Source organism: Hahella sp. NBU794 (assembly GCF_050749805.1).
GTDB lineage: Bacteria > Pseudomonadota > Gammaproteobacteria > Pseudomonadales > Oleiphilaceae > Hahella.
Map to the genome: position 1 here is coordinate 3901815 of NZ_CP192738.1, position 23916 is coordinate 3925730.

The window sequence follows — 23916 nt, forward strand, 5'->3', positions numbered from 1 at the left end:
TTCACTGTATTACTCGATCCAGTCGTCCCTGCGGACATGACATCAGAGATGTTAAGACTCATGCCGATCTTCCCGTTGGAAGCCCCGTTCGCTTCCATAGAAAATACAACGCGGGTATCACCAGTAGCGCTAACGCTAATGTGCTCAGCATGCCGCCGATCATGGGGCCTGCGATGCGCTGCATGACTTCTGAGCCGGTTCCCTCACCCAGCATGATCGGAATCAGCCCCACCACGATCGCCGCAACGGTCATCATAATCGGCCTGACGCGCATCCCCGCTCCCTGCATTACTGCGTTCAGCAGGTCTTCACGGTTCAACGCCCGCCCCTCTTCAATCGCCTTCTCCCGCATCGCCGCAAAAGACTGATTCAGGTACACCAGCATCAACACGCCAATCTCCACCGCCACCCCCGCCAGGGCGATAAAGCCCACGCCAACGGCCACGGACAGGTTGTAATTGAGCAGGTACAACAGCCACACGCCGCCCACCAGCGCAAACGGCAGCGTGCCCATAATGATCAAAACCTCAATGAAGTTGCGGAAGTTCATGTACAGCAGCACCACGATGATCATCAAGGTCAGCGGTACCACCAAGGTCAGTTTTTCTTTGGCCCGCAGCATGTACTCATACTGACCTGACCAGGCGATGGAATAGCCTGGAGGGACTTCCACCTGCTCCGCGACCACCTTCTGCGCCTCCGCCACGTATGACCCCAGGTCTCGACCTTCGATATCCACCAGGGTCCAGCCGTTCAGGCGGGCGTTTTCGCTCTTGATCGCCGGAGGGCCGTCATCGATGTAGATGTCCGCCACGTCCGCAAGGGCGATGCGCTGTCCTGAGGCGGTGACGACCGGCAGCAGCTTCAACTGCTCCACGGAATCCCGGTAGGCCTGCGGATAGCGAATATTTACGGGAAAACGCTCCAGCCCTTCCACCGTTTCCGTCACATTCATGCCACCTACCGCCGCGCTGGTGACATCTTGAATGTCCGCCACCGATAAGCCATATCGCGCGGCGTCGGCGCGACGGATATCCACTTTGACGTAGCGCCCGCCCGCCACTCTTTCTGAGTACACCGAGGCCGTTCCCGCCACTTTCGGCAACACTTGCTCCAGGCGCTTGCCAATCTTCTCAATTTCCTTCAGGTCCGGGCCGGAGACTTTCACGCCCACCGGGGTTTTGATGCCCGTGGACAACATATCGATACGCGTCTTGATCGGCATGACCCAGGCGTTGGTGAGGCCGGGCAACTTCACCAGTCTATCCATCTCTTTACGCAGGCTTTCCGGCGTCATGCCGGCGCGCCATTCCTCACGGGGTTTCAGTTGAATAAACGTTTCGATCATGGTGAGCGGCGCGGGGTCCGTCGCGGTGTCCGCCCGACCGATCTTGCCGAACACGGAAACCACTTCCGGCACCGTGCGAATCAGCTTGTCCGTGCGCTGCAGCACTTCCCTCGCCTCTTCGATGGACACGCCGGCGTAGGTGGTGGGCATGTACATCAGATCGCCTTCATCCAGCGGCGGCATGAACTCTGCGCCCAGCTTGTTCACTGGCCACAGCCCCACCGCCAGGATCACGATACTGAACAAAATCACCAGCAACGGATGCTTCAGAACGCCTTTGATGACGGGACGATACATCGCCGTCAGCAGACGATTCAGAGGGTTTTTATGTTCAGGCGTCACCTTGCCACGGATAAAATAGCCCATCAGCACCGGAACCAGAGTGATCGCCAGTCCGGCCGCCGCCGCCATGGCGTAGGTTTTGGTAAACGCCAGAGGGGCGAATAATTTGCCTTCCTGCGCTTCCAATGTGAACACCGGCAGAAAGCTCATGGTGATGATCAACAGGGAGAAGAACAGCGGCGGCCCCACTTCCGATGCCGCGTCTGCGATGACTCGCCAGCGGTTTTCAGCGGTCAAAGGCGTGCGTTCCATGTGTTTGTGCACGTTCTCCACCATGACAATAGCGCCGTCCACCATCGCGCCAATAGCGATGGCGATACCGCCCAGGGACATAATGTTGGCGTTGATGCCCTGATGCTGCATGACGATAAAGGCCACCAATATGCCGATAGGCAGACTGACGATGATCACCAGTGACGAGCGCAGGTGGAACAAGAACACCGCACAGATCAGCGTCACCACGATAAACTCTTCCAGCAGTTTCTCGTACAGGTTGTGCACCGCTCTTTCGATCAGGTGGGAACGATCATAGGTGGGAATGACTTCCACGCCCTCAGGCAGGCCCTTCTTGAGCTCTTCCAGCCGTTCTTTCACTCCTTCTATGGTCTTTTGCGCGTTCTCGCTGAAACGCATGACGATCACGCCGCCGACCACTTCGCCTTCGCCGTCCAGTTCAGCAATACCTCGACGCATCTGCGGGCCGATGACAATATCCGCCACGTCTTCCAGCAGTAACGGCGTGCCGTTGACATTCAGGCCCAGGGGAATCTTTTTCAACTCGTCGATGCCCTGGATATAGCCGGTTACCCGCACCATATATTCCGCTTCCGCCATCTCAATGACCGAGGCCCCGCTCTCCCGGTTGCCCTTCTGGATCGCCGACTTGATGTGCGCCAGGGGAACGCCGTAGGCGCGCAGACGATTCGGGTCCACCTGCACCTGATACTGTTTGACCATGCCGCCCACCGTCGCTACTTCCGACACGCCGGGGACCGTCTGCAATTCGAACTTCAAAAACCAGTCCTGAATCGCACGTAACTGTCCGATGTCATGACCACCGCTGCGATCCGCCAGCGCATAGGCATATACCCAGCCCACCCCGGTGGCGTCCGGCCCCAGTTGGGGTTTGGCGGCGGCGGGCAGTTGTCCGGACACCTGACTCAGATACTCCAGTACACGCGAACGCGCCCAGTACAAATCGGTTCCGTCTTCAAATATCACGTAGACGTAGGAGTCCCCGAAAAACGAAAAGCCCCTCACCGTCTGCGCTCCCGGCACCGACAGCATGGCGGTGGTCAGCGGATAGGTCACCTGATCCTGCACCACCTGCGGCGCCTGCCCCGGGTAGGAAGTCTTGATGATGACCTGCACGTCAGACAGATCGGGGATGGCGTCGATGGGGGTATAGCGTAGGGAATGCCAGCCCCAGCCCACCAGAATAAAGGTCGCCAGCATCACAAAAAATCGGTTGGCGACCGACCAGCGTATGACGGCTGCGATCATTGCCCGCCCTCCGTTTGCATCGCGTCAGACGCCGGCATGTCATGGTCCATGGAGTGATCCATCTGCATATCCGCTTCCATCTCAGCGTCCTTTGCGCTGTTTTCCGCACTCATAGTCTGAGCGGCCGGAGCGGCGGCGATGATATCCAGCGCAGTCACCTGGAAGTCCGAAGGACTGCTGCGGGAGATTTCGAAACGCACGCGCTGACCGGGCGCGACATCTTCCAGCGGCAACCCTTCGACCGTCGTGAAGTCCATGTCCATGGAGGGCCAGTTCCAGGCCTTCACTGGGTCGTGGGAGATATTCAGCATGCCGTGGCCCGCCATCACGCTGTTGATGGTTCCAGTCGCCCACACCGTACTTGGCGCAGCATCCTGTTGCGCACTTTGGTTGGAGGATTCCAGCGCCGCCAGCGCGACATCAACTTTGGACTCCGAGTCGATCAGGAACTGTCCCGAGATCACCACTTGATCTCCCGCCTTCAGCCCTTCCAGCACTTGCACGCGATCGTCCGCTTCCACTCCCAGTTTCACGAAAGCCGGGCGATAGCGGCCGTCGCCTTCCGACAGCACCACACGATCATGGCTGCCAGTGCGTATCACCGCCTCACGGGGAATAGATAGTGCTTGGTCATCGACTTTCGCCTGCAAGGTCAGGTCCGCAAACATATTGGGCTTCAGGGTCAGGTCAGGATTCGGGAAACGCAGGCGCACGCGCAGAGTCCGTGTTTTGGCGTCCAGCACCGGGTACAGGTAGTCGACCTTGCCTTCCCAGGTGCGTCCCGGCGCCGCCGCCACTTGCATGACGACCGGCTGTCCGGCTTTCACCCAGCCTGCCTGCCGCTCAAACACCTCCGCAATCACCCAAACTTGCTCCAGCCCGCCAATGGACATGATTTCCGTCGCAGGTTTGATGAACATGCCTTCCCGCACCATCAACGCATCCACCACGCCGCTCTGTTCCGCGTACACACTGATGCGCTGGTCCACCGAGCGACGTTTTTCCAGGCGACTGACCTGCCCATTATTCAGGCCCAACGATAACAAGCGCTCCCGCGATGCTTTGAGCAAAATATTGTTGGCGCTGCGCAGCGCCGCCAGATACTCTTCCTGCGCATTCACCAGCGCCGGGGAATAGATTTCATAGAGCTTTTGTCCCTTGCTGACCGGGTCGCCGCTGGATTTCACATTCAGCGCCTCAATCCAGCCTTCCACGCGACTGTGCACATGGGTCAGACGGTCTTCGTCAAACGCCACATAACCCACGGTATGAATCGGCAACGTTAATTGCCCCTGCTCCACCTTGGCGACGCGCACGCCCAGATTGTGCTCCATGGTGGGGTTGATGGTGACGCCGCCGTCATCGTTCTGGCCCTGAGCGTCTTCTTCATAGACTGGCACCAGATCCATACCCATGGGGGACTTGCCGGGTTTATCGCGGCGGTAATTGGGGTCCATGGGCGCCACCCAGTACAACGGCTGCTTCTCCCCGCCTGACTCGACGGCGGCCATATCCCCCATCGCCCCTATGTCTCCCATCAGCGCAGTCAGCGCCGGATGCCGGCTGACGAACAGGCCGGCGACAAAGGCGACGACGATAAAAATTAAACTGATCACTAAACGCATGGGTCACTCCTTGAAGGGCAGGCTATCGATGGGGGATTCCGCGGCGAAGAAGTAATCGAGTCTCGCCAGCGCCGCGCGGCCGTCGATATCAATGCGTAACTGTTCCAGCCTGAGCTTCTGTACGGTCAGATAGGCGCGCATCACTTCCGCAAAGTCAGCCGTATCCGACTGATAGGAAGATAACGCCGAATCAGCCTGGCTTAACGCCTGAGGCGTGATCTGCTCCTTGTACAAGCGACCGCGCTCCTGAGCCTGCCGCCAGCGGCTGAAGGCCACTTGCGCCTCCGCATCCAACATGCGCAGCATTTCCAGGCGCCGACTGCGGCTCGCTTCCTGATTGCGCGCGGCGGCTGAGACGCGGCGATCCTGTCGCTGTCCAGTGAATAAGGGAAGTTGCACGCTTACCGCAGCGGAGAAAAAGTCTGCGCGCGCGGAGCCGTCCATGTTCTCGCCGTCGCGCCAGGCATAGCCGACGTCCACGCCCCAGGACGGCTTGTAGGACTGCTCGGCCAGCGCCGCATTGGTGACGGACATATCCACTTCCGCATCCAGGGCTTTTACCGCGGGATGCGCCAGCAACGCGCTTTCCAGCGCGCCGACATGAGGCGCATTCAGATCCGGCAACGCCGTGTTCAGCTCTCGGCTCATCACTTCCGGACCAACCCAGCGAGCCAGCCACGCCCGCGCTTCGTCTTCTTTCTGGCGAGCGTTGATCAAACGGTCGTTGAGCTGACTCAACTCCAGATCCGCCCGCAGCACGTCCTGCTGTTTGCTGCGGCCGACGCTATACAGGGATTGCGTGACTTCCTGCAGTTGCTGAAACAGTCCTTCATCCTGGCGATAAACCTCCTGGGCCTGCTTCCAATACAATGACTCCAACCAGGCCAGACGCACTTCGCGGCGCACCTGATGGGCGCGGTCCTGGGCCATCCAGCGTTGGACGACGGCGGTCTGCTCACCGCGACGGCGGGACAGGGCCAAGGTGTCCCCCGCCGGGAATTTCTGTCCCAGCCCGACGCGGAACTGCGTCATGGGTTCCTGGTCAGTGGCGAAGGTGTCGGTAGGCAGGTTCAAGGCGCCCAGAGACAGGCTTGGGTCCGGCAATTGTCCGTCCGCCACCGCCATGTCTTCACTGGCCTGGGATAACTGTTGCAGACGCGCGATATCCGCGTCTCTTTGCACCGCCAGGGTTTCCGCCTGCGACAGAGTCAGGCTCTGCGCGGACGCGGCGATGCTCCAACCCAACAGCAGGCTGGATAGAAACAGGTTTTGCAACGGCTTCATGGGAAGCTCCAATCTCAATGATCATGCCGTGCGACGCAGCGACAGCCGGTCGCAGTTCCAGAGCCGGCGCGCGCGTATGCGCGGAACGATGCCGACTACGAGTTCAATTGAGTATGGGCGCTATTTAAGATAGGTACAGTGGATGTCTTGCAGGGAGGGAGGCTTGGTGTCGAGCTTGTGTTCGCGGTAGCGTGCGCGACACACCCGCACCACGCGTGCGATCAATACCAGCCAGAAAATGAAAATGGCCGACGCTAGAATCAACTTCAATATTTGTGAAGGCTGTGCGCCGGTAGTGGAGTCATGCTCATCGCAGCAGTCCATGGATGGCGCCCCATCGGAGGCCTGGGCCATCTGCTGGCCGGCGATGTCTTTGCCGGTCATGTCTTTTCCAGATAACGGCATAGCGCCGCCATGATGCTCATGCCCGCTTTGCAGCTGCGGCGCACCCTGAGACGTTCCGGCCACCGGCGTCGACGCGCCAGCGCAGGCGACAAAGCTAGCGCAAAGCAGCCACAGGGCCAGCAATGGCTTTATCAACCAGCGATATCGTTGCGGGAAACGGCTAAGCATGGGGTAAGGAGAATCTCTTTCTAACTTCTACTATCAGTTACTAGCTTCGTTCTGGGAGTCACAGGGACAAACTGAGGCTAATGTTACTCTTTACATGCGCGCTCATGTCAACTTAAAAACTTGATATATGGAGCAAAATTAATGGTGATGTCATCAAGCTGAACCCAGTTCTCAATTTCCCGCCAGGGATTTGATGTGCAGGAAGAGATAATAAGCGGGCTCGGCTGAGGCCGGGGGCGAAAAGGAAACGGGAAAGAGAAAAGAAGACAATGGCGAACCAAAAAGTGACCGCGGAGAAACAGCGTCCGCGGTCAGACGGCATGGAGCCGTCGCTGGGGTCAGGTTACTTCAAAGGAGTATAGGTCACTTTCAGGTTGTAGTTGGAGGTGGCGCTGCTGTATCCGCGCACCATCACATAGGCTTCCTCCTTTCCTGCCGGAACCTTGAGGTCGCAGGTTTCGTCAGAACCGCCTTTGTAGGGGCGACAGTCGTAGTTGCGAGTGGTCGGCGCTGCGCCGAAACGCACATACAGGTCAGCATCGTTAGTACCGCTCATCGCCGCGCTGAAGTCCGTGCCCGGCTCCACTTTGAAAGGCCCATGATTATCCGCCTGGCTACGACCGACGCTGCCGCTGAACTCTTCAGTCACTGGATCTTCAGGATCTGGATCAGGGTCAGGTCCGGGGTCATCGCTGAAGTTACCCTTCGCCAGTTCCGCCACATACGCCGCCGCCAGTTTACCGAAGCTTACTGCGTGATTGGCGTTGCCGCCGCTCTTGTCCAGAGTGTCCTGAGCGGAGTGAATGTGAGGGTTGGAGCCGTTGAAAGTGGACTCAAACGGGAACGACGCCGCGTAGCCCTGGTTGGTCCAGGAAGCATGGTCGGAACAACCGTAGCCGCATTCACTGTATCCCACGGTGACGGTCGGCTGATAAGTGGTCACCAGATCCGCCAGGAAGTCGTTCTGACCGGAGTTGGTATAGTCCTGCATGATATAAATATCGCCGCTGGAGCCTTTGTAGTTGGTCATGTCCAACTGCAACACGCCTACCACGTTCTTGCCCTGGCTGCTGTAGGACTGAGCGATCGCCTGGGAGCCGCGCAGACCCACTTCCTCCGCCGCGTAGGCCATGAACGACACCGTGCGGTCCGGCTTATAACCCGCTTCCATCGCCGCCTTGATGACGGAAGTCAGCGTCGCAATGCCGGAGGCGTCGTCATCCGCGCCGGGAGCGCGAGTGCCCTCGCCAGTGCCAAAGCCTGCAGTAGAGTCTTGATGCCCGCCGAGCACCACGATTTCATTGGGTTTGGTTTTGCCCTGAATCGTCAGGATAACAGACGGCTGACGCCAGCTATGATTGAAAAACTCCACCGTCACATCGCTGCGCGAACCTGCCAGCGTCTGCCACTTGTCTTTGATCCACTGAGCGCCCTGCAGGCCGGTCTGGGTTGTGTAATAACGGTTGGTGAAGTTGGCCAGGCTCTCGATGGTGGAGCGAATATCAGATTCCTTCACCTTGCCCTGCATGGCTGCGACCACTTCCGCGTTATCAATGCTGTAGTCCACTATCCGTGGCGCGATGGCGGGCGCCATTAATGAATCATACAACGCCGCGCTCTGCGCGGACTCCTGAGAAGCATGCGCGATGAAACCGCCACAACGATTCAGCTCGTGGTGCATCATCTGTGAAATTTCAGGAATCCGATCTTCGCTCACTAGAAACGCGGACACGCCATTAGCGGTAAAAGTTCTCGCCCGGTTCGCCTCGATCACCTCCGGGAAATGCCGCTTAATGGCTGCAAAGCCATCGGCGTCCGTGGTGATCCATACATCATCTGCCAGAGCGAGTTGCGACGCCGCCAGCAAAGCCGGTACGGTCAGTCGTAGGTACTTGTTCATTAAGTATCTCCATTACTTAGAAGCCATTCCTACCACTACAGCCGGTCAACCACGGTCAGTGGGCCGCCGCAAGGAAAAGCAAACGTTTTATTAGGCCTATTTAGTAGTTATAGAGCCCGGGTTGTGCCCGGTCGCTCACGCCAGTGACCTGCCAGCCGGTAAGCCTGCGATCACTGATCAAAAAACACTCTAGTAACGGATCGTCAGTTTCACAATAGTCCCTACAACCTAAATTCAAAATTTGAGGTAAGAAACATGGATTAAGCTGATAACTATGGGCTTGCAAGGGTGTGACAAAATGTCGCGGGAGGCTAAGGAGAAAATATAGAAGGCGTGGCGGGTATTGGGAAAAGTGAGTGATGCGGGTGAGAGTGAGGTGTAATTTTACTCGCCTTTTTGCTCCATTCCTAATGTGCAGCCGGCAAACTATAACCCTACAACTCTATTCCAATCAGAAATATACATATAAATCCGACCAAATTCGCTAGGAAGTAACATTCTATTATGCGCTATGAAATTTCTTGCTTTTTCAAGCTCGTCCATTCTCTGCTTCAACCAATGCTGTGATGGCATAATATCTTCAAAAAATGTCCATTTTTCGACTATAATTGCTGCCAACATACCAAAATCAACGAAGCCCAGTAGATCTTCCTTTTCACCTTCTAACCATGAATCTTTGACCGAAGATTGCTGCCTTGACTCGGCATGCTTTTTTACTTTTGCGGGAAGACTATTCCACCAATCACTGCCCTCGTTCTCTTCAAGAGTTGATCTAATCAAAAACCTAACTTCATTTTCAAAGCAATGCAGAAGAGCATACAACCTAGCCATTTCTATGGCATTATTTCTCCTCAACAGACTAAATGGGGCTATCTGCTCTGCCAAGAGTCTTTCATCAACCTCAGCGAGATCGGCACCAATTTGTATACCCGCCTTTTGAAAAACAGTTGCTTCAGACTCAAACATCACGCCTCTAAAAAGAAAGTCTCTCAGGTCTTTTTTATAATCAATCAATTAAATGCTCCTTCAGTGACTTAAATATTGAATTATATACTTCAATATCCTTTGTAGCCGGCAGATGAATCTGAATATTATAGTGCAAACTAGGATTGACCTTAGCCGAATAAGTGAGGCTCAACTTATCAGCTTCGTCACCGCCTTTATTCTCTTTTTCTATACTCTTCGGAGTGTGCTCTACATTAACTGAATCAGCTTCATTACTGTGAGATATATGGGCTAGTGAAAGCAGCCCAAGAAAGGTACGAGTCATAAGCGAAGCGACTCTGTCACTACAGTTATGGACACTTTTAAACTTACCTTCAATAAGATCCTTGTCAGCTTCACTAGGATTAGACTTGATAGTAAATAAATCAGAATAAGCCTCCTTCAATGCACTCCCCATGACTCTCTTAGCTTGCGACTTATCTCGATAGGCTAAGTATTTACTAGTTGGAGAGCCTGTGGATGATAAAAACCCCAATGCCTTTAAAATCGGAATAAACGCACGGTGGCTCGTAGAAGTGAATCCAATATCTTTTAAATATTGCTGGGTAAAGATAGAAGGAGCTTGCCCATCCTGAATTTTCTTGAAAAAGTCCGGTATTTGGCCATTAGCTTGAGAATAAACACTGGGGAGAGCCATAACTAATCCCTTTGTGCATGTCACGTAAATTTTCGCACTTTTATTGAAAGTAGAATAGATGATTAAATTGGTCAAGAAGCGATCACCCAATCATTGGTTCCTGTTTATTTAACCAGCATTCCGATGAATAATAGGAGGGTATTCCCCACGATATAACCAACACTTTTCAAAGGAAAATATAACTAATTGTCTTGATTTAAATATATAAATTGAAGCGCCCCCCTGAGCACCGTCTCAAGGTCCGCAAGGGTTATTACGATTATCATCTCTCCTCCAGCCGTTATGATTATGGCGGTTTCAAACCCGTTCCCTGGATGTTGATTAAGGGTTATTGGCTGGAACAAGCCGGGTTTGGGGTGGATACTGAGGTTGAAGTCAGCGTCAGTGAGGGCAAGATCGTTTTCACCGCTGGGGCTGGTTAGATTTGGAGTAGCGCTCTGGGAAGCCCTTCGACAAGCTCAGGGCGAACGGGTGTTAGATTGAGGAGCCGAATAGGTGGATGAGGAGGCGTTTGGGCTTTAGCCTGGGCCTCCTTTGCTCTGATCCATGTGGGTCACCATGTGTAAGGCTCTCGAACTTGGCTAATGACAGGCTAAATAGTGACAACGATGGTGACGACGAGCCGCAAGATTTGGCATGGGCAGGCAAAAAGAACCGAGCATTGATGAAAATTTTCTGGGTCATAGACACCAAGGTAACAGCGCTGGAAGGATGTGGTCTCAGTGACGATGGTTCGGCGTATAAATTCGGCCGTACTGTTGTTCCCGCCAGTACTGAAGAAGAGGCTGTTTCTGCGCTGAAAGCGCATTTCGATCAAGGCCGGATTCAGCTGGAAGAAGTCATTTCTGTTGTCGTCTACGATGAAGGCGACTGGAGTAGTGATCGCCATCTCCTCGGCAAAGCCTATAAGCTAGCCAAAGTAACCAGCGAAATCAGGAGCGCCGCCTTTATTTCTGAAAGATCTCGTGAATACACTGAGCGGGAGCAGCAGAGGCGGTTGGATGGCTAGACACAATATGCGCCACTTGCGAAAAGTACTACAAAATTAAAACTTCAGGAGATTTACAACCAGTATGAGCAGCTTAGTCAAACGGGTTAGCGTAGAGCTAACTGAAAGCCAAGCAAGGTACGCAATCCAGGCTCTCATTCACTATCAGGAAATGTGTCATCTGAGAGCTACCAATCCAGACGCGACAGAAGACGATGAGTTCTTCTATGCAAATGACCAAATGGGGGCAGCGATGGCGTTAAAAAGCATCCAGAAAGCCTCTATAGAGGTATTCGGTGAGCAGATATTAGAATTTGGCCACGACTCGCTGTAAAGTTCTCGCCGATATTTTTTCGGCGCATAATGCGCCTGAATCTGCGCTTGTCCCCATCCATATTTTTGGGCTGCTCGTGTTGTTTCTATGTGAGCGCCCAACGAAACCGTTAACGTAAAAGGTGAAGTAAATATGCCGCATTTGACTTTGGAATATACCTCTAACTTGCGTGGCGCTGCTGATTTTCAGCGATTGTTCAGCAATATTCACACAGGAATGATGAGCACGGGTGAGTTTTCGTTGAATGACATTAAGTCGCGGGCGCATGAGACCACGGAGTATGTGATCGGGGACGGCGATATTGGGAAGTCTTTCGTTCACCTGAAGGTTGCGCTGCTTGCTGGCAGGAGTCAGGAATTGAAGCAGGTGGTGGGTGATTTGTGTTTGCAGGCCCTTCGCGAGGCGTATCAAAAAGAACTGACAAACGGTGGTTGTCAGTTGTGCGTTGAACTGTTGGATATCCATCGGGAAAATTACTTTAAGGCGCTGGCGTAGTTAAGGACAGGGTCGACAGGGCGGCCAGTTATCGATGAACTTCCGCCCTGCTCCGTTCGCCCTGAGCCTGTCGAAGGGTGGATCTATATAACCGCGTTCCATCTTACAATTGCGTTCTGTCTTCCGCCTGCTTAATTCTCCATGCTTCGCCTGGCCCACGATTCTCGCCTAAACTATGAGATTGCGTTCAAGCCGTCGTTATTTTGAGAGAACAATAATTAATGAGAATCCCCCTCGTCCTGTCGACTCTGGCTTTACTGGGCGTCGCTTTTATCCTGTTCCTGTATCAGTATCTGTTTGGCGCGGAAACGACCTTGCTGAATATCAGCTATGCCAATATGACCAACTCTCGCGTCCATATGCTCATAGAGGGCAAGCGCATATGGTATCCCTTTGGTGATTCCAGAACGATAGAACGACCTGCGTTCCTTTTGGATTATGACTTGGAATCGAAATCGCTCAGCCTATTCGAGCTGAAGCCTGATGATTATTTCTTTGACCACGCAAAAATCATGGACAACGGCAAACTGATTGCTCACTTCAAACTCACGAGAGTTCCACATAGCCCGCTCTATGGCGTTTGCGAGTTCCGTACAGTGCAGCTGAATACTTCCTCATATGTTTGGTCGCAAAAGCAGCGCTGCAAAGAGCAGACAGGGAATGGATCGGCAGCGGATAGTGGTAGTAACGGTGAAGGCAAAACGGACATATCGCCATATATGCCTTTGCCAAGCCTGCTGAGCAACAAAAAAACGGACCGAGTTTCACCGTCGCTGTTTTTTAAAAAACCAGAAACTGCCGGCGACGCTTATCAAATACTCGACGCCAATGGACAGGTCATCGCAGAGCGTAAGAGTCTGAGCGACGAGGACAAAGAACGGCTAATGACTGTCGGCCAATTGTTCGACTTCGACCCGAATGATCCCCTCTCACAGATGCCCGTCAATTACAGTAGTCGCGCGCTGGGCCAGTTACCCAACGGTGAGGTGTTGCTTGCGTTTGAATTTACCTGGGCGGCTGAAAAATCCATTGTGCTAATCGCCTGGGACTTGCAGACCAACAGGACGCGACTGGAAAACCGCATTTATTATGATTCGCTGTTCTCGCCATCACAGTTCCAGGCGCGCCAGTTAGGCTGGTGGTCGCAGTTTAAATACTTTGTGTCGCCAGAACGGCGGCCGATCATACCGTTGCATGCAATACCCGCTACCTAACCAGTGCTCAATAGACAGCTGAAGTACAAGAAAGCGATAACCCAAACATTTACAGCGCAATCCGTTTCCCACCGATGTATCCTAGGCGGAACTGGTCTGCGCGCAGCAGGCCCGCCCCTTGGGCGTTAGCGTTCCGTTGATTAATTGAGAAAGTGCATGAATCAAGATCAGATTGAGCAAATACTGCAACTAGCCTGCGATGAAAGATACGACTATTCACTGATGAACATGGTGGATAGCAAGGAGGTCTGGATTCTTATCAATGACGACAACCAGTTTTTGAAGCTGTTTTCGGAAGAAGAGGATTTTGAATACTTGCCGATCTGGCCTGCTGAGGAGTTCGCCAGAGAGTACGCCAATGACCTGGGCGAGAAGTTGACGCCCAAAAGCATCGCGCTCCCTCACTTCCTGAACAAATGGATTCCCGGGCTGCAACAGGATGGCCTGCACGTTAATGTCTTCCCCGCCCTGATGGATGATTCAAGCTGGATCATGCCGCCAGACGAACTAAGGGACGAGTTGAAGAACGAGCTGTCCAATCAGATGTAGGACCCGTTTCGCGGTCCTCCCGAGCCCCTCCAAGGGGCTCTGCTTTCAAGTCCAATACCCGCCGCAAAGCCAGATACAGCAAGCATTTCACGTCCTCGATCCTGTTTTAGGTCTCGCCATACGCTCTTCTCGCGCTTAATAAAGGCTCCTTGAATGAACGAGACCCAGTCATGCACAGACCCGTATTTTTTAGCCTCTTTTTAACCCTGCTCGCCAGCGCAAATCTCTTCGCCGAGCCCATTGGTTTTCGTGAAACGCAGGTGGCGGACGCCTCTGCGAATCGACCTTTACATGTCAGCATTTGGTACCCTGCGCAAGCAGTAAAGGCACCCCAAACAACAGAAGCATCGACAGTATCCATTGGCGAGAACCGGGCTTTTTTCGGCGCGCCAGCGATTCCCGACGCGAGCCCAACCCTAGGCGCTCACCCGCTAGTGGTGCTGTCCCATGGTTATGGCGGCAACTGGCGCAACCTGAACTGGCTGGCGGCGAAGTTGGCGGCACAGGGTTATGTGGTCGCCGCACCGGATCATCCGGGCACCACCACTTTCGACAGACGCCCAGCGGAAGCGGCGAGATTGTGGGAGCGTCCTCATGACCTCAGTCGGGTGATTGATTTCATATTGGACAACCCGAAGCTGGCGGGAGAGATCAATGCGGACAATATCGCCGCCATCGGCCACTCGCTTGGAGGCTGGACAGTTATGGCCCTAGCCGGCGCCCGCTTCGATCAGGCCCATTTCGCCACCGAGTGTCTGGCGCATCCCAATCCTCGCGTTTGCGGGTTAAGCGATGAGTTGGGCTTGAACTCTGAGGGCATGGCCAAAGCGTCTCTTGAAGCCAGTTTGACGGACCATCGGGTGCGGGTGGTGGTCTCGCTGGATCTTGGTCTTGCCCGCGGCTTTACGCCCGCCAGTCTGGCGGCGGCGCAAATACCCGTGCTGATATTCGGGGCGGGCGTCGACATTGGCGACTTACCCGCCAGGATGGAGTCCGGCTACCTTTCCGCCCATCTGCCTCCGGCGCGAAGCCAATACGTGGAAGTTTCCGACGCCGCCCACTTCAGCTTTATGCAACGCTGCAAGCCCGGTGCAATCGCATTATTGGAAGAAGAGGCTCCCGGCGATGGTATTATCTGCAAGGACGGCGATGGCCGCAGCAGAGAGGAGATTCATCAGCAGGTGGCAGGCCAGGTTATCGCCTTCCTGAAACAGACTTTCACAGCAAAAGGCGCAGCGCAATAGAACGTGAGAAATGCGTATTTATTCGCCAGATGCAACCGAGCGGCGATAGTCGCTCGGCGTCATATTGGCGACCCGCTGGAACTCACGATTAAAATTCGACTTAGTCTGAAAACCGGCTTCAAGAAAGATACTGGTGACGGGAAGATCCGTCTCCTGCAACAGCCTTTTCGCCTCTTCAATGCGGTATTCATTTACGACCTGAGAAACATTGCGGCCGTATACCCGATTAATCGCCCCGGAAATCTGCCGTGATGGAATCCCCGCTCGTCGCGCCAGACGATTCAGGTTCAGGTCCGGATCGCGAAACAGGTGGTGCTGACGCATTATCTGGTCAATGCGCTGAATGACCTGCTGGTCATCTTGGTCTGGCTCAGAGCTGGCCTCTGGAGGCGTTAAAGGCTCAATTGCTGGCTGAGGGACGCTCTCAACAAGGTTATCTGCGACTTCCTCCGGCGGAACGGAAACGCTCTCGCCAGCATGGCTAATGCTTTCCCCCTCACCTGCAGGAATACTTCTGCCGAACGCCACCACGCCATAGACAATCACCGGCAACAGCAACAACTGAACAACGGCGACAATCGTCGCGGCGTGGGCGCCCTGGTAAACATCAAAATCCCCGGCAATCAGCACATCGCTCACTGCGGAGATAATCAGCGTGCAACCTGCAATCCCGGTCGCTTTTAGCGCCTGAGACGCATCGCTGAAACGAGTGGAGGGCAACACGTCCGGACCACGGGACGCCCTGCGTATCAATGCCGCGCCATAACCGAAATACAAACCCGCTAACAACAGGTCAATAGGCGGACGCCAAAACGACCAAGTCGCAGAGAAAATCGTTATCACCACAACCGGCGCCAGATGGAGCCAATGCCTTGCGCGCAAAGAAGACGGGGCGCCGACAAAACAAAACCAGGCGATGACGGGCAACGTAGACGCCATGATGGGCTGGATAAAGCGAATAAAACGGATATCAAACGTCCAACGCAGTCCGCCAATAATCACCAGCACAATGCAAGCCGCAGTGAAAACCAAAGCCGGACGCAACGCCGCTTCGTTCTGCCTGATCAGCCGAAAAAGCAGAATCGTCAACAATAAGGCAATGACAAAAGGAAGTGGAATAGCGGGCATCATGGCGCTGAAAATCCGATATCAACAAGAAACGAAAAAGTGGGACGCAAATGCCCCAGCAACCGAGGCCTATGCTAGGGGCTGAGACGGGATTTCACAACCGCCACGAGCCCAACGACCTCCCTCCAGGAGCGCGGGCGGCCCGCCCGCAGAGGCGCCAAAAACGGTATTCCCACCGCATGAGTAGCATTAATCCCCCTTGCCCCTATAATGCCAAAAACACCAGATGTCCTTGGAAATATTATGCTCATAAAAGAACTCAACGCCCTAAAAGAAAACCAAGAGCTGGTCTCGATAGAAAGAAATTGCCACGATGAAGAGTTAACCGGCTTCATCCATACTGCGACGGAAGACGTCATCATAATGAGCCTGTTTTCAAACGATGGCGACTACGAAGGCATCGCCATTTTTGAAACAGACCAAATCAGTGAAGTTTACTGGGGCAACAGAGAACACAAAGCGATCGCCAGCCTGATCGACACATCCCAAGAGATTAACTTTCCCAAAGTTAAAGGAAAGATATTTCCAGATATTCTTATCGAGCTAAACAACGCCTACGGAAGCCTATGCCTGTATCAGCATCACTCAGAAGCCCGATTCGATGTGGGCCAAATTATTGACCATGACGACTGGCTAAAAGTGCATGCGCTTGGCAACAAAAAGTCACTATCGCCGCTATATAAACTGATTCAAAAAGACGATATTTCAAGAGTAGATATCGACTCGCCATATCAGAAGAAGATTGTGAATCTGCACAAGACTGCGGTGTGACTGGGGAAACTGGGAGAGGCACTGCTTTGGGGCCTCATCTAGAGCATCTAAATTCCAACGTCTGTAACTTCAAGAAAGCGCTTACTCAAACCAGCTGTATTTTGCTTTCTCTGCCTTGCAATGAATTGTCGGCAATTTCTACCAGTCCCTTCCAAGTTGACTTTTTACAAGACTCTAAAAAGTCCCTGGTTTCTTCTTGAGGCCAAAGATAAGCGACTGCCGCAATATAGCAGCGGGGCGTTATCACTGCCCCTTCGCTCTCTGTAAACAGTTGTATTCCAGAGAGAATACTTCGGATATCCTCTCGGGTCGGGATTACTTTTTTCTTCAATATACCTGCACAGGCGCCACATATTTGAAGCATATTGCCCTTATGGATTGACGTAAACAGGAACTCAAGACTCTCTCGCTCTGTACCTTCAAGCAAGAAAATGGCGAGCCCTAATTCTTTATAAAGGATAGTACTTTCAAACTCTTCGCTTATCAGCTGCTTGAGTGATGGCAAAGCTTCTGTGCAACCGGAGCCAGCTATGGCCTTGATCAGTTGGCATTGTGTTCGCCATGCCTTTTCCTTCTCAATTTCTTTTGTTAACGCTTGGATTAAGTAAGGGCAATAACCTTGCAGTTTATTCTTAAAGATGGCTTCAGCAGCTTTTCTTACTTTCGGAGAAGAGCCTGATTCTAAATCCTTTATATATTCCATTTCTCACCTGAGCGTTGATTCAAATGGGAGACTACGTCGCTTTAAGTGATCCTGTAAATCTATTATTGGCGGCGAACAATCCACTGGCCTTCAGGAATATCAAAGCATTGCTCCCCCCAGGCTAATACGTGCTCAAAATCAGAGAACGCCTGCTCATAATACTTGCATCCCTTCTCGTCATAGAAGAAAGCGTGAACTTTGACTTCGGGAATTTTCACCGCCTTAAGAACATGAGGCGGTTTCAAGGGTAATTTTGGGTAGTCGACACTGGTATGTCTCAACATCCGCTTGAAATCGAAGTAACGCTGATTCTGCGTCAGGGTTGCTTCTCCGAGCAACTGTATTTCCAGTTTTCGATGTGCGTCCAGACACTCAAAAAACACAGGAACCTGATATTCGCAATTTACTATCTGCTCTTTGATGATAGTCACCCAGGAAAACGGATAATCCTCTGGTAGCGAATACTTCTCCATTAAAAAACGCCTGAACTCGCCAGCAAAATCGTACCAGCCAAACTCCTTTCTGGCCATACTGTAACCCACCAAAATACCGTTCAGCGTATCTATATCATTGGCGAACATCTGGTATCGATGCCGGATCAGGTCCAGAAGCTCAAGCGCTGTTTTTGCTTCGTGAAACGCGATTAGTTTACCTGGTTGATCATAGGACATAAGCGCCATAGTTCCTCGCTGATTGGGGCCGCCAATTATATCAAAGTAACTCGCCGCTCTTTGCTTTAGGAGACTAAACTTTAAGCCCCCTACCCCGAATTCATTCCTTATAGTGACACCCCTCATCGAAAACGTTACATTCGCTCAGCTAAGGTTGCCTCATGGTAAACGATTAACTCAACGCGGCAGATTGAAAAATATAAAAGGGTGAAAATATGCAGTTTGATAAAGTGAGCTGGCTATTCCTGGCGGGGATAGGAAATTCTGGCGAGCAGCACTGGCAAAGGATGTGGGCGAATAAACTGCCTAATTCTATCTGGCTGGAGCATTCAGAATGGGAGGCGCCTCAGCGCGACCTGTGGGTTCAGGAACTGAACGAGGCGGTCGCTCAGCTCACCCAACCCACTGTAGTGGTATCGCATAGTCTGGGTTGTTTGTTGCTGCTTGAATGGGCCAGCATGCATCGTTGTGAGCACCTGATGGGCGGTTTTCTTGTTGCGGTTCCCGACCCGATGAGCGACGTATTCCCCACTGAGGCGACAGGTTTTCGTAGGGGTTTTGAGCACAACGCCCCGATGCCTTTAACCCTCATCGCCAGCCAGGACGACCCTTATGGCTCCATCGACTATGCGCAGCGCTGCGCCCAGCAATGGGGGGCCAGCATCACCAATATTGGTCCCAAAGGACACATTAACGCCAGCTCCAACCTGGGAGACTGGCGTGAGGGATTTGAGCTGCTGACAGGGTTTGTGGACGGCATTGAATATTAAGCGCGGTCTGTTAACATTTAAGCGCGCTCGACTCGCGCTTCCCCCCTTCACCGGGAAAGCACTTAAGTGCAGAGTTGTTCATCATCGCCTCTAACCTTTAATTGGGTTTGGAACAGAAGAAGGGAATGTTTAGAAACCCGCGATTAAAGGTTCAATATGAAACTTACCGCTCCCGTACATGTTCTAAAAGGCAAAGCTAAAGCCCTGAAACGCGCTCAGTCCATCACCATAACTGAAGCCTTGGATCAAATAGCCAGGGCTGAGGGCTTTAGCTCCTGGAGTCTCCTGCAATCCAAGGTGAAAACCTTCACTCCCCAAACAACAGAAGAGCTTTTAGATTACCTGCATCCCGGCGACTTGCTACTGATCGGCGCCAGACCGGGCCTGGGTAAGACGACCCTGGCTCTGCAGCTTGTATTACAAGCCATTAAAGAGGGGCGACAATGCTTCTTTTTTTCATTGGAATATTCGAAAACTGCGCTCATTGAAAAACTCTCAACGCTGGATCGACAGTTCGAGCCTGATCATCCTTTACTAAAACTGGATATGTCTGACGAGATATCTTCGGATTACATAGTAAAGCAAACAAAGGACTGGGTTACCGAAGGATCGCTAATCGCCGTGGATTATCTGCAGCTGCTTGATCAAAATCGTAACAAACCGCCTCTTCAGCAACAGATCGAAGAACTGAAAAGCTACGCCAGAGCCAAAAAGTGCATTCTGGTTTTCATCTCGCAAATAGACAGATGCTTTGATGAAGATGAGCGAGCGATACCGACGATCAAGGATGTCAGGCTGCCCAACCCTTTGGATATGGGGCTATTCAATAAATCCGTGTTTGTGAAAAACGGTCAGATATATATCTAACTGACGCATGTAAGACGGCAAGTCGCCCGTATGCGGGCGGCCTGTTATTGAATTGATTCAACAAGTGCAGCGGGGGTGTGGCTATACTGAAACGAAACGCCCGGCTCCTCAGGACTCCATCCCTCTGACAACGCCGCTCGAATACAAGCCTTGATCATTTTTGGCGTAACAGACTCTGCGGGTCTCTCAAGCCAATTATCACACCTGGGAAACGGAAAGCTAATCGCCAATACCGCGCCAGGATTATCCGCCAGCTGAACCCCGGCCAGCGCATCGGTTACAAACGCCGCCTGGGAATAGGTTGGTTTATGTCTGATTATCCAGCGATATTCCACCGAATCTACGATTATCTTTCTGGAGCCTTTCTTGGAGATCGCCATTAGCGCTTCACTTGTTCGTTAGAGAAGTGGTTTGTTTAAGCCTCGCACACACATTTCGATTAGCATATTAATTGATCGTGTATTTTTGCCTCGTGAATATGCCTGAGCTGACTTAAAGCCCCCATCCCCCTATACAGAAATCCTCTTAAAATACGCCTCGCCCTTACCTTCCACCTGTTTGATTTCAAAGCCGGTGCGTTCCAAATGGGCGCGTAATTTCAGGTTGGGATTGGCGCAGTGGATGGCGTGTACGACGCATTCTATGTGTTCGGCGTTTTTTATTTGCGCCGCCTTTTTCGCGATGCGGGTAATGGCGGGAAGGACGCCCTCACCTCCGCCGTCAATTTGCGCCAGTTCGACAGTCAGAATTTTGTCTGCGTATGAGAACTGCCCGAGTACGGATGCGGAGCCGATGTTAACCACCAGGGGTTTATCGGTCAGGACCAAGGCGTCAAATTCCGCTTCTGTCCAGCCGAGGATTTCCGCCAGTGATACGCCTTCTATCTGAATATCAGCCATTCGCCCTGTCTCCTCTTCGCTCAAGTCAACTCACAAATCAAACTAGGAAACGGTCTTGGCCTGCTGCTCAAGCCATTGCTTACGGCGCATGAATCGCGTCGCCTGCGCCTCTCTGAAGCGTTGTAGCTCCCGGTTTTTTCTGAATAGCACTTTCGCCAGCAAGCAGTACGAGAGTGCGACGGCGGCTGTCACGCCATAACGGGTCAAATCCGTGACGGTGATCATCCAGACTGAAGCCAGCAACATCATGGAAAGCGTCACTAGAAGCGCGCCGATTCTTTCTCCAAAATACTGCTCGCCCCATTCTTTTTGAGTTTGAAACTCATCTTTGCGGGTAAAACGCTTTTCTGCGTTTCTCAAATCGATCTGGCCCGCCGCCAAATCGCTGTATGCGCTATCGCTCATTTACTACCTCGATAATCCGTGCGCGTAATGGGGCGGCGATTATATGTCATATTTGCGGCAACAGCCCAAGAATATGCAGTCCTTCTGGCGCTCTGTTTCAGTCCGTTTAGGCAAGTCTTTGGTCAGATTGATAAACTTTTTGCGCAGTAGGTCGAATATAGGCGTTCGTATTCGCCAGTGAGCGCATAAATAGCCAAGTTACAGATAATCAAAGTATCGCGTCCACCAGGTTATTGGCGAGATATCTCCAGCATTGACGCCATCGTAAGGGCAGTCCAGTTCGCTCACGGGTATGTAGACATATCCCTGAGCTTCAAGATAGGCGATGCAGCTTTGCAACTGTCGCTGCTCGTCGCTGTCGCACGCCCTTTCGTTGAGAAGCGTGAATAGCCCGCCGTAGTTGGAAAAACGCAAGGCGAAATGATAAATCACGGCCTGGAGCGCCCCGCTAGCGGCGTACGGCGTTTCCAGCTGATAGATATCCGCAAAAAATGAAGCGTCCTGAGCGTTTGCGTCTAACTCAAGCTCCGCAGACATGATCTTTTCCAACGCCCCCTTATGTTTCTCAAGGCCCCTGACAGAGGACTCCCAATTAAAATCAGGAGGATACTCCCAACTCCCCCTGACGTCGGCGGATAAAAGCAGCGTATGAATTCTGCTATTCATTTTGTTAGCCCTGAAGAACGTCCAACTGAGACGCGTCGAACAACAATGCTTTCCACTTGCAATGCCTCGTAAAAGCCTGGCTGACTTATTCAAAGTCGCCATAAGCATCTATCGTTAAATTTTTGGCTTGCCGGTACGCATGAGGCGTATCGCCAATCAGTTTCTTAAAGTATCGAATGAGATGAGGCTGATCAGTAAAGCCAAATATGGCGGCCACATCCGCCCAGCTCATGGATTCGGTATTTTGCTGGTATAGATACAACAGTAGCTCATCCAGTCTCACCATGATCTGATATTGTTTCGGCGTCAGTCCGGTCACCCGCACAAAAGCGCGCTGCACCGCCCGCAAAGAACGATATAACCCCGTCTCAAGCTCGGACGCTTTCGTGGTTGCAAGCAGTGTCAGTGCATCTCGCGCCAGCCGGCTATGCCTATCTTCCCGGATGCAGTGCGAATGCGCCTTGAACCATGCATCCAGGTTCCAGCCTACGGTTACAGCGTCGTCGGCGGCGTTATTGAGAACATCCTCTCTCAGCAGATCAGGCATTGCAGCCAGAAAACCCGGCGGAGAGATGACGTCATCAATAGCGGCGAGACCATTGGCGATTGAATAGAGCGCGCCCGGCTTGAATTTAACCCCCAGGATGGCGAACGGCTCCGCCTGATGTAAAGTCATACTGCTGGTATTGGGAAGCTTCAGGTGCGTCCCTTTTCCAGAAAGCGCCCGCTCGCAAAGGCTATATGTATAGGACTGCTCCGGCGGGGCAATAATTAAATGGGCTTCTGGACAGGGATTCAGTTTGGGGCTGTCATGAGCGATATCGTCCTTGTCTTTGCGGAGAAACCAATAACACTCGATGTAGCGGGATACGAAGGCATCCTCTGGCTGGCGTTTCCAAGTTATCATCGTTATCCAACAACGCAATTTAGAGCGGCTTATGAAAGCTCGCTGCGCTATACCCCACTGTAAAACCAGCGATAAGCCATAACAAAAAACAGCAGCGTTGCGGCAATGCTCGCCCTGAAAATCTTATCGCCGTTCTCTTTCCCCTGAATTTTCAATTGCCCCGCATAGATCACCAGACCACCAAGTAAAGCCTGAAAGAGAGACATAAAATAGATGGATTCATCGCTAAGACCGGCATTCTCGCCGCTGAAGATTTTGATCAACAGGAGCGCCACTGCGATCACCGCCATTGCTGCGCCGGCAAACTGCGCGAGTCTGACCATGCCAGTTATCTCCCTGTGAAAAATTGAGATGTGAAGCGCTACGCTCGGCCCACGGTGGCCGTAGATAAGGATTTTGAGCGAGTGCAATTTTCAGGGCGGTAATTTAACACTCCCCATGGGCTTTCTACAGTCGTTATTAGGTAAACTAGGCAGCCGATTTATCTCTTTTTCATCTACGGAATAGAAGAATGCCCCCAGAATTACAGCTATTTCCCGGCGCAGGACTGCTGACAGAACGTCTTTCTCTACGTTTGGCCTCCCCTATTTACGCCCAAGGCGTGCTCGACTACTACACGCACAACAAAGCCCATTTGACGCCCTGGGAGCCCGCTCGGGATGACGATTTTTATACTTTCTCCGGACAAATGCAGCGACTGACAGACATGGCTCGCGTCATGGAGCAAGGCTACGCAGTGAGTTTACTGATGTTCCCCCGACAATCTGACGACGTTATCGGCATCTGCAACTTCTCCAACATCGTACGCGGCGCCTTCCAGGCCTGCCATCTGGGCTTCGCCATCGCAGGCCAGGAACAAGGCAAGGGATTGATGCAGGAGGCCTTGTCGGCGGGAATTTATTTCATGTTTCACCACTACGGACTCCACCGCATCATGGCCAACTACCGCCCGGAAAATCACCGCAGCGGCAAACTATTAGCGTCCCTGGGCTTTGAGGTAGAAGGAAAAGCCAAATCCTATCTGAAGATAAACGGCGAATGGACGGATCATGTTTTGACTTCGTTGATTAATGAGGCGATGACGTAGG

General features: G+C 52.7%; 27 protein-coding genes. 11 read left to right on the forward strand and 16 right to left on the reverse strand.

Translation table 11 applies throughout. From position 1 onward, the window contains the following. Positions 1 to 58 precede the first annotated feature (58 nt). The 7 genes from ACQYWX_RS17200 to ACQYWX_RS17230 all read right to left on the reverse strand — a co-directional run bounded on the left by ACQYWX_RS17200 (position 59) and on the right by ACQYWX_RS17230 (position 10217). Entirely contained in the window at positions 59 to 3193 is a 3135-nt protein-coding gene (locus ACQYWX_RS17200; RefSeq protein WP_431685704.1) for an efflux RND transporter permease subunit, read from the reverse strand. Next, complete coding sequence (locus ACQYWX_RS17205) at positions 3190 to 4818, reverse strand: efflux RND transporter periplasmic adaptor subunit (RefSeq protein WP_431685705.1); 1629 nt, start codon at positions 4816 to 4818, stop codon at positions 3190 to 3192. The genes ACQYWX_RS17200 and ACQYWX_RS17205 overlap by 4 nt, the downstream gene beginning before the upstream one ends. Positions 4819 to 4821: 3 nt before the next feature. Beyond that, positions 4822 to 6102 carry a TolC family protein gene (locus tag ACQYWX_RS17210; protein ID WP_431685706.1) on the reverse strand — a complete coding sequence of 427 codons (1281 nt, stop codon included), beginning with the start codon at positions 6100 to 6102 and terminating at the stop codon, positions 4822 to 4824. A 120-nt stretch (positions 6103 to 6222) separates the two neighbouring features. Then, entirely contained in the window at positions 6223 to 6675 is a 453-nt protein-coding gene (locus ACQYWX_RS17215; protein WP_431685707.1) for a hypothetical protein, read from the reverse strand. 343 nt (positions 6676 to 7018) lie between these two features. Further along, on the reverse strand, positions 7019 to 8575 hold the full coding sequence (locus ACQYWX_RS17220; protein ID WP_431685708.1) for a M20/M25/M40 family metallo-hydrolase: 1557 nt from the start codon (positions 8573 to 8575) through the stop codon (positions 7019 to 7021). 426 nt (positions 8576 to 9001) lie between these two features. Then, positions 9002 to 9589, reverse strand: a complete 588-nt coding sequence (locus ACQYWX_RS17225; protein ID WP_431685709.1) for a Swt1 family HEPN domain-containing protein — start codon at positions 9587 to 9589, stop codon at positions 9002 to 9004. Beyond that, positions 9582 to 10217, reverse strand: a complete 636-nt coding sequence (locus tag ACQYWX_RS17230; RefSeq protein WP_431685710.1) for a DUF5343 domain-containing protein — start codon at positions 10215 to 10217, stop codon at positions 9582 to 9584. Before ACQYWX_RS17230 ends, ACQYWX_RS17225 begins: the two co-directional genes overlap by 8 nt. Positions 10218 to 10426: 209 nt before the next feature. Between ACQYWX_RS17230 and ACQYWX_RS17235 the strand changes: the two genes are divergently transcribed. The 7 genes from ACQYWX_RS17235 to ACQYWX_RS17265 all read left to right on the forward strand — a co-directional run bounded on the left by ACQYWX_RS17235 (position 10427) and on the right by ACQYWX_RS17265 (position 15041). After that, on the forward strand, positions 10427 to 10639 hold the full coding sequence (locus tag ACQYWX_RS17235; RefSeq protein ID WP_431685711.1) for a SymE family type I addiction module toxin: 213 nt from the start codon (positions 10427 to 10429) through the stop codon (positions 10637 to 10639). A 155-nt stretch (positions 10640 to 10794) separates the two neighbouring features. Next, a complete protein-coding gene (locus tag ACQYWX_RS17240) occupies positions 10795 to 11226 on the forward strand; it encodes a hypothetical protein (RefSeq protein WP_431685712.1) in 432 nt (143 codons plus the stop codon). Positions 11227 to 11290: 64 nt separating this feature from the next. Further along, positions 11291 to 11539, forward strand: coding sequence for a hypothetical protein (locus ACQYWX_RS17245; protein ID WP_216739265.1), 249 nt, complete (start codon positions 11291 to 11293; stop codon positions 11537 to 11539). A gap of 132 nt (positions 11540 to 11671) precedes the next feature. After that, complete coding sequence (locus ACQYWX_RS17250) at positions 11672 to 12034, forward strand: 5-carboxymethyl-2-hydroxymuconate Delta-isomerase (protein ID WP_431685713.1); 363 nt, start codon at positions 11672 to 11674, stop codon at positions 12032 to 12034. Between the two features lie 314 nt (positions 12035 to 12348). Continuing rightward, positions 12349 to 13248, forward strand: coding sequence for a hypothetical protein (locus tag ACQYWX_RS17255; protein WP_431685714.1), 900 nt, complete (start codon positions 12349 to 12351; stop codon positions 13246 to 13248). Between the two features lie 156 nt (positions 13249 to 13404). Continuing rightward, positions 13405 to 13797, forward strand: coding sequence for a DUF2750 domain-containing protein (locus ACQYWX_RS17260; protein ID WP_431685715.1), 393 nt, complete (start codon positions 13405 to 13407; stop codon positions 13795 to 13797). A 170-nt stretch (positions 13798 to 13967) separates the two neighbouring features. Then, positions 13968 to 15041, forward strand: coding sequence for an alpha/beta hydrolase family protein (locus tag ACQYWX_RS17265; RefSeq protein WP_216739269.1), 1074 nt, complete (start codon positions 13968 to 13970; stop codon positions 15039 to 15041). Positions 15042 to 15059: 18 nt separating this feature from the next. Here ACQYWX_RS17265 and ACQYWX_RS17270 read toward each other — a convergent pair whose 3' ends face one another. After that, complete coding sequence (locus tag ACQYWX_RS17270) at positions 15060 to 16172, reverse strand: helix-turn-helix domain-containing protein (RefSeq protein ID WP_431685716.1); 1113 nt, start codon at positions 16170 to 16172, stop codon at positions 15060 to 15062. 240 nt (positions 16173 to 16412) lie between these two features. On the opposite strand from ACQYWX_RS17270, the gene ACQYWX_RS17275 reads away from it, so the two are divergent. Then, complete coding sequence (locus tag ACQYWX_RS17275; RefSeq protein ID WP_216739272.1) at positions 16413 to 16940, forward strand: hypothetical protein; 528 nt, start codon at positions 16413 to 16415, stop codon at positions 16938 to 16940. 85 nt (positions 16941 to 17025) lie between these two features. On the opposite strand, the gene ACQYWX_RS17280 is transcribed toward ACQYWX_RS17275, so the two are convergent. After that, positions 17026 to 17643: a hypothetical protein gene (locus ACQYWX_RS17280; RefSeq protein ID WP_431685717.1), complete on the reverse strand. Its 618-nt coding sequence runs from the start codon at positions 17641 to 17643 to the stop codon at positions 17026 to 17028. 62 nt (positions 17644 to 17705) lie between these two features. Next, the gene (locus ACQYWX_RS17285) at positions 17706 to 18314 is read right to left on the reverse strand and encodes a hypothetical protein (RefSeq protein WP_431685718.1); all 609 of its coding nucleotides are present in this window, start codon (positions 18312 to 18314) and stop codon (positions 17706 to 17708) included. A 215-nt stretch (positions 18315 to 18529) separates the two neighbouring features. Between ACQYWX_RS17285 and ACQYWX_RS17290 the strand changes: the two genes are divergently transcribed. Both ACQYWX_RS17290 and ACQYWX_RS17295 read left to right on the forward strand, forming a co-directional pair. Further along, entirely contained in the window at positions 18530 to 19084 is a 555-nt protein-coding gene (locus tag ACQYWX_RS17290; RefSeq protein WP_431685719.1) for an RBBP9/YdeN family alpha/beta hydrolase, read from the forward strand. A 156-nt stretch (positions 19085 to 19240) separates the two neighbouring features. After that, the gene (locus tag ACQYWX_RS17295; RefSeq protein ID WP_431685720.1) at positions 19241 to 19951 is read left to right on the forward strand and encodes a DNA helicase; all 711 of its coding nucleotides are present in this window, start codon (positions 19241 to 19243) and stop codon (positions 19949 to 19951) included. 44 nt (positions 19952 to 19995) lie between these two features. On the opposite strand, the gene ACQYWX_RS17300 is transcribed toward ACQYWX_RS17295, so the two are convergent. From ACQYWX_RS17300 to ACQYWX_RS17325, 6 genes are all read right to left on the reverse strand, one after another. Then, a complete protein-coding gene (locus ACQYWX_RS17300; protein WP_431685721.1) occupies positions 19996 to 20331 on the reverse strand; it encodes a hypothetical protein in 336 nt (111 codons plus the stop codon). Positions 20332 to 20460: 129 nt separating this feature from the next. After that, positions 20461 to 20850, reverse strand: coding sequence for a hypothetical protein (locus ACQYWX_RS17305; protein ID WP_431685722.1), 390 nt, complete (start codon positions 20848 to 20850; stop codon positions 20461 to 20463). A 42-nt stretch (positions 20851 to 20892) separates the two neighbouring features. Next, the gene (locus ACQYWX_RS17310; protein WP_431685723.1) at positions 20893 to 21255 is read right to left on the reverse strand and encodes a hypothetical protein; all 363 of its coding nucleotides are present in this window, start codon (positions 21253 to 21255) and stop codon (positions 20893 to 20895) included. Positions 21256 to 21453: 198 nt separating this feature from the next. Then, positions 21454 to 21921 (reverse strand): hypothetical protein, encoded by a 468-nt coding sequence (locus ACQYWX_RS17315; protein WP_431685724.1) that lies wholly within the window; start codon positions 21919 to 21921, stop codon positions 21454 to 21456. Positions 21922 to 22006: 85 nt separating this feature from the next. Continuing rightward, positions 22007 to 22828: a helix-turn-helix domain-containing protein gene (locus ACQYWX_RS17320; protein WP_431685725.1), complete on the reverse strand. Its 822-nt coding sequence runs from the start codon at positions 22826 to 22828 to the stop codon at positions 22007 to 22009. Between the two features lie 47 nt (positions 22829 to 22875). Further along, the gene (locus tag ACQYWX_RS17325) at positions 22876 to 23118 is read right to left on the reverse strand and encodes a hypothetical protein (protein ID WP_431685726.1); all 243 of its coding nucleotides are present in this window, start codon (positions 23116 to 23118) and stop codon (positions 22876 to 22878) included. 221 nt (positions 23119 to 23339) lie between these two features. Here ACQYWX_RS17325 and rimJ point away from each other — a divergent pair, with 221 nt between their 5' ends. Continuing rightward, the gene (gene rimJ, locus ACQYWX_RS17330) at positions 23340 to 23915 is read left to right on the forward strand and encodes a ribosomal protein S5-alanine N-acetyltransferase (protein ID WP_431685727.1); all 576 of its coding nucleotides are present in this window, start codon (positions 23340 to 23342) and stop codon (positions 23913 to 23915) included. The last annotated feature ends 1 nt before the right edge of the window (position 23916 follow it).

Excerpts from the sequence above, each read along its gene's own strand:
- ACQYWX_RS17315 (WP_431685724.1), bottom strand. The coding sequence starts at position 21,921 with ATGAATAGCAGAATTCATACGCTGCTTTTATCCGCCGACGTCAGGGGG.
- ACQYWX_RS17205 (WP_431685705.1), bottom strand. The coding sequence starts at position 4,818 with ATGCGTTTAGTGATCAGTTTAATTTTTATCGTCGTCGCCTTTGTCGCC.
- ACQYWX_RS17320 (WP_431685725.1), bottom strand. The coding sequence starts at position 22,828 with ATGATAACTTGGAAACGCCAGCCAGAGGATGCCTTCGTATCCCGCTAC.
- ACQYWX_RS17310 (WP_431685723.1), bottom strand. The coding sequence starts at position 21,255 with ATGAGCGATAGCGCATACAGCGATTTGGCGGCGGGCCAGATCGATTTG.
- ACQYWX_RS17270 (WP_431685716.1), bottom strand. The coding sequence starts at position 16,172 with ATGATGCCCGCTATTCCACTTCCTTTTGTCATTGCCTTATTGTTGACG.
- ACQYWX_RS17275 (WP_216739272.1), top strand. The coding sequence starts at position 16,413 with ATGCTCATAAAAGAACTCAACGCCCTAAAAGAAAACCAAGAGCTGGTC.
- ACQYWX_RS17290 (WP_431685719.1), top strand. The coding sequence starts at position 18,530 with ATGCAGTTTGATAAAGTGAGCTGGCTATTCCTGGCGGGGATAGGAAAT.
- ACQYWX_RS17215 (WP_431685707.1), bottom strand. The coding sequence starts at position 6,675 with ATGCTTAGCCGTTTCCCGCAACGATATCGCTGGTTGATAAAGCCATTG.
- ACQYWX_RS17325 (WP_431685726.1), bottom strand. The coding sequence starts at position 23,118 with ATGGCGGTGATCGCAGTGGCGCTCCTGTTGATCAAAATCTTCAGCGGC.
- ACQYWX_RS17300 (WP_431685721.1), bottom strand. The coding sequence starts at position 20,331 with ATGGCGATCTCCAAGAAAGGCTCCAGAAAGATAATCGTAGATTCGGTG.
- ACQYWX_RS17250 (WP_431685713.1), top strand. The coding sequence starts at position 11,672 with ATGCCGCATTTGACTTTGGAATATACCTCTAACTTGCGTGGCGCTGCT.
- rimJ (WP_431685727.1), top strand. The coding sequence starts at position 23,340 with ATGCCCCCAGAATTACAGCTATTTCCCGGCGCAGGACTGCTGACAGAA.
- ACQYWX_RS17280 (WP_431685717.1), bottom strand. The coding sequence starts at position 17,643 with ATGGAATATATAAAGGATTTAGAATCAGGCTCTTCTCCGAAAGTAAGA.
- ACQYWX_RS17295 (WP_431685720.1), top strand. The coding sequence starts at position 19,241 with ATGAAACTTACCGCTCCCGTACATGTTCTAAAAGGCAAAGCTAAAGCC.
- ACQYWX_RS17230 (WP_431685710.1), bottom strand. The coding sequence starts at position 10,217 with ATGGCTCTCCCCAGTGTTTATTCTCAAGCTAATGGCCAAATACCGGAC.
- ACQYWX_RS17200 (WP_431685704.1), bottom strand. The coding sequence starts at position 3,193 with ATGATCGCAGCCGTCATACGCTGGTCGGTCGCCAACCGATTTTTTGTG.
- ACQYWX_RS17210 (WP_431685706.1), bottom strand. The coding sequence starts at position 6,102 with ATGAAGCCGTTGCAAAACCTGTTTCTATCCAGCCTGCTGTTGGGTTGG.
- ACQYWX_RS17245 (WP_216739265.1), top strand. The coding sequence starts at position 11,291 with ATGAGCAGCTTAGTCAAACGGGTTAGCGTAGAGCTAACTGAAAGCCAA.
- ACQYWX_RS17305 (WP_431685722.1), bottom strand. The coding sequence starts at position 20,850 with ATGGCTGATATTCAGATAGAAGGCGTATCACTGGCGGAAATCCTCGGC.
- ACQYWX_RS17265 (WP_216739269.1), top strand. The coding sequence starts at position 13,968 with ATGCACAGACCCGTATTTTTTAGCCTCTTTTTAACCCTGCTCGCCAGC.
- ACQYWX_RS17220 (WP_431685708.1), bottom strand. The coding sequence starts at position 8,575 with ATGAACAAGTACCTACGACTGACCGTACCGGCTTTGCTGGCGGCGTCG.
- ACQYWX_RS17260 (WP_431685715.1), top strand. The coding sequence starts at position 13,405 with ATGAATCAAGATCAGATTGAGCAAATACTGCAACTAGCCTGCGATGAA.
- ACQYWX_RS17285 (WP_431685718.1), bottom strand. The coding sequence starts at position 18,314 with ATGTCCTATGATCAACCAGGTAAACTAATCGCGTTTCACGAAGCAAAA.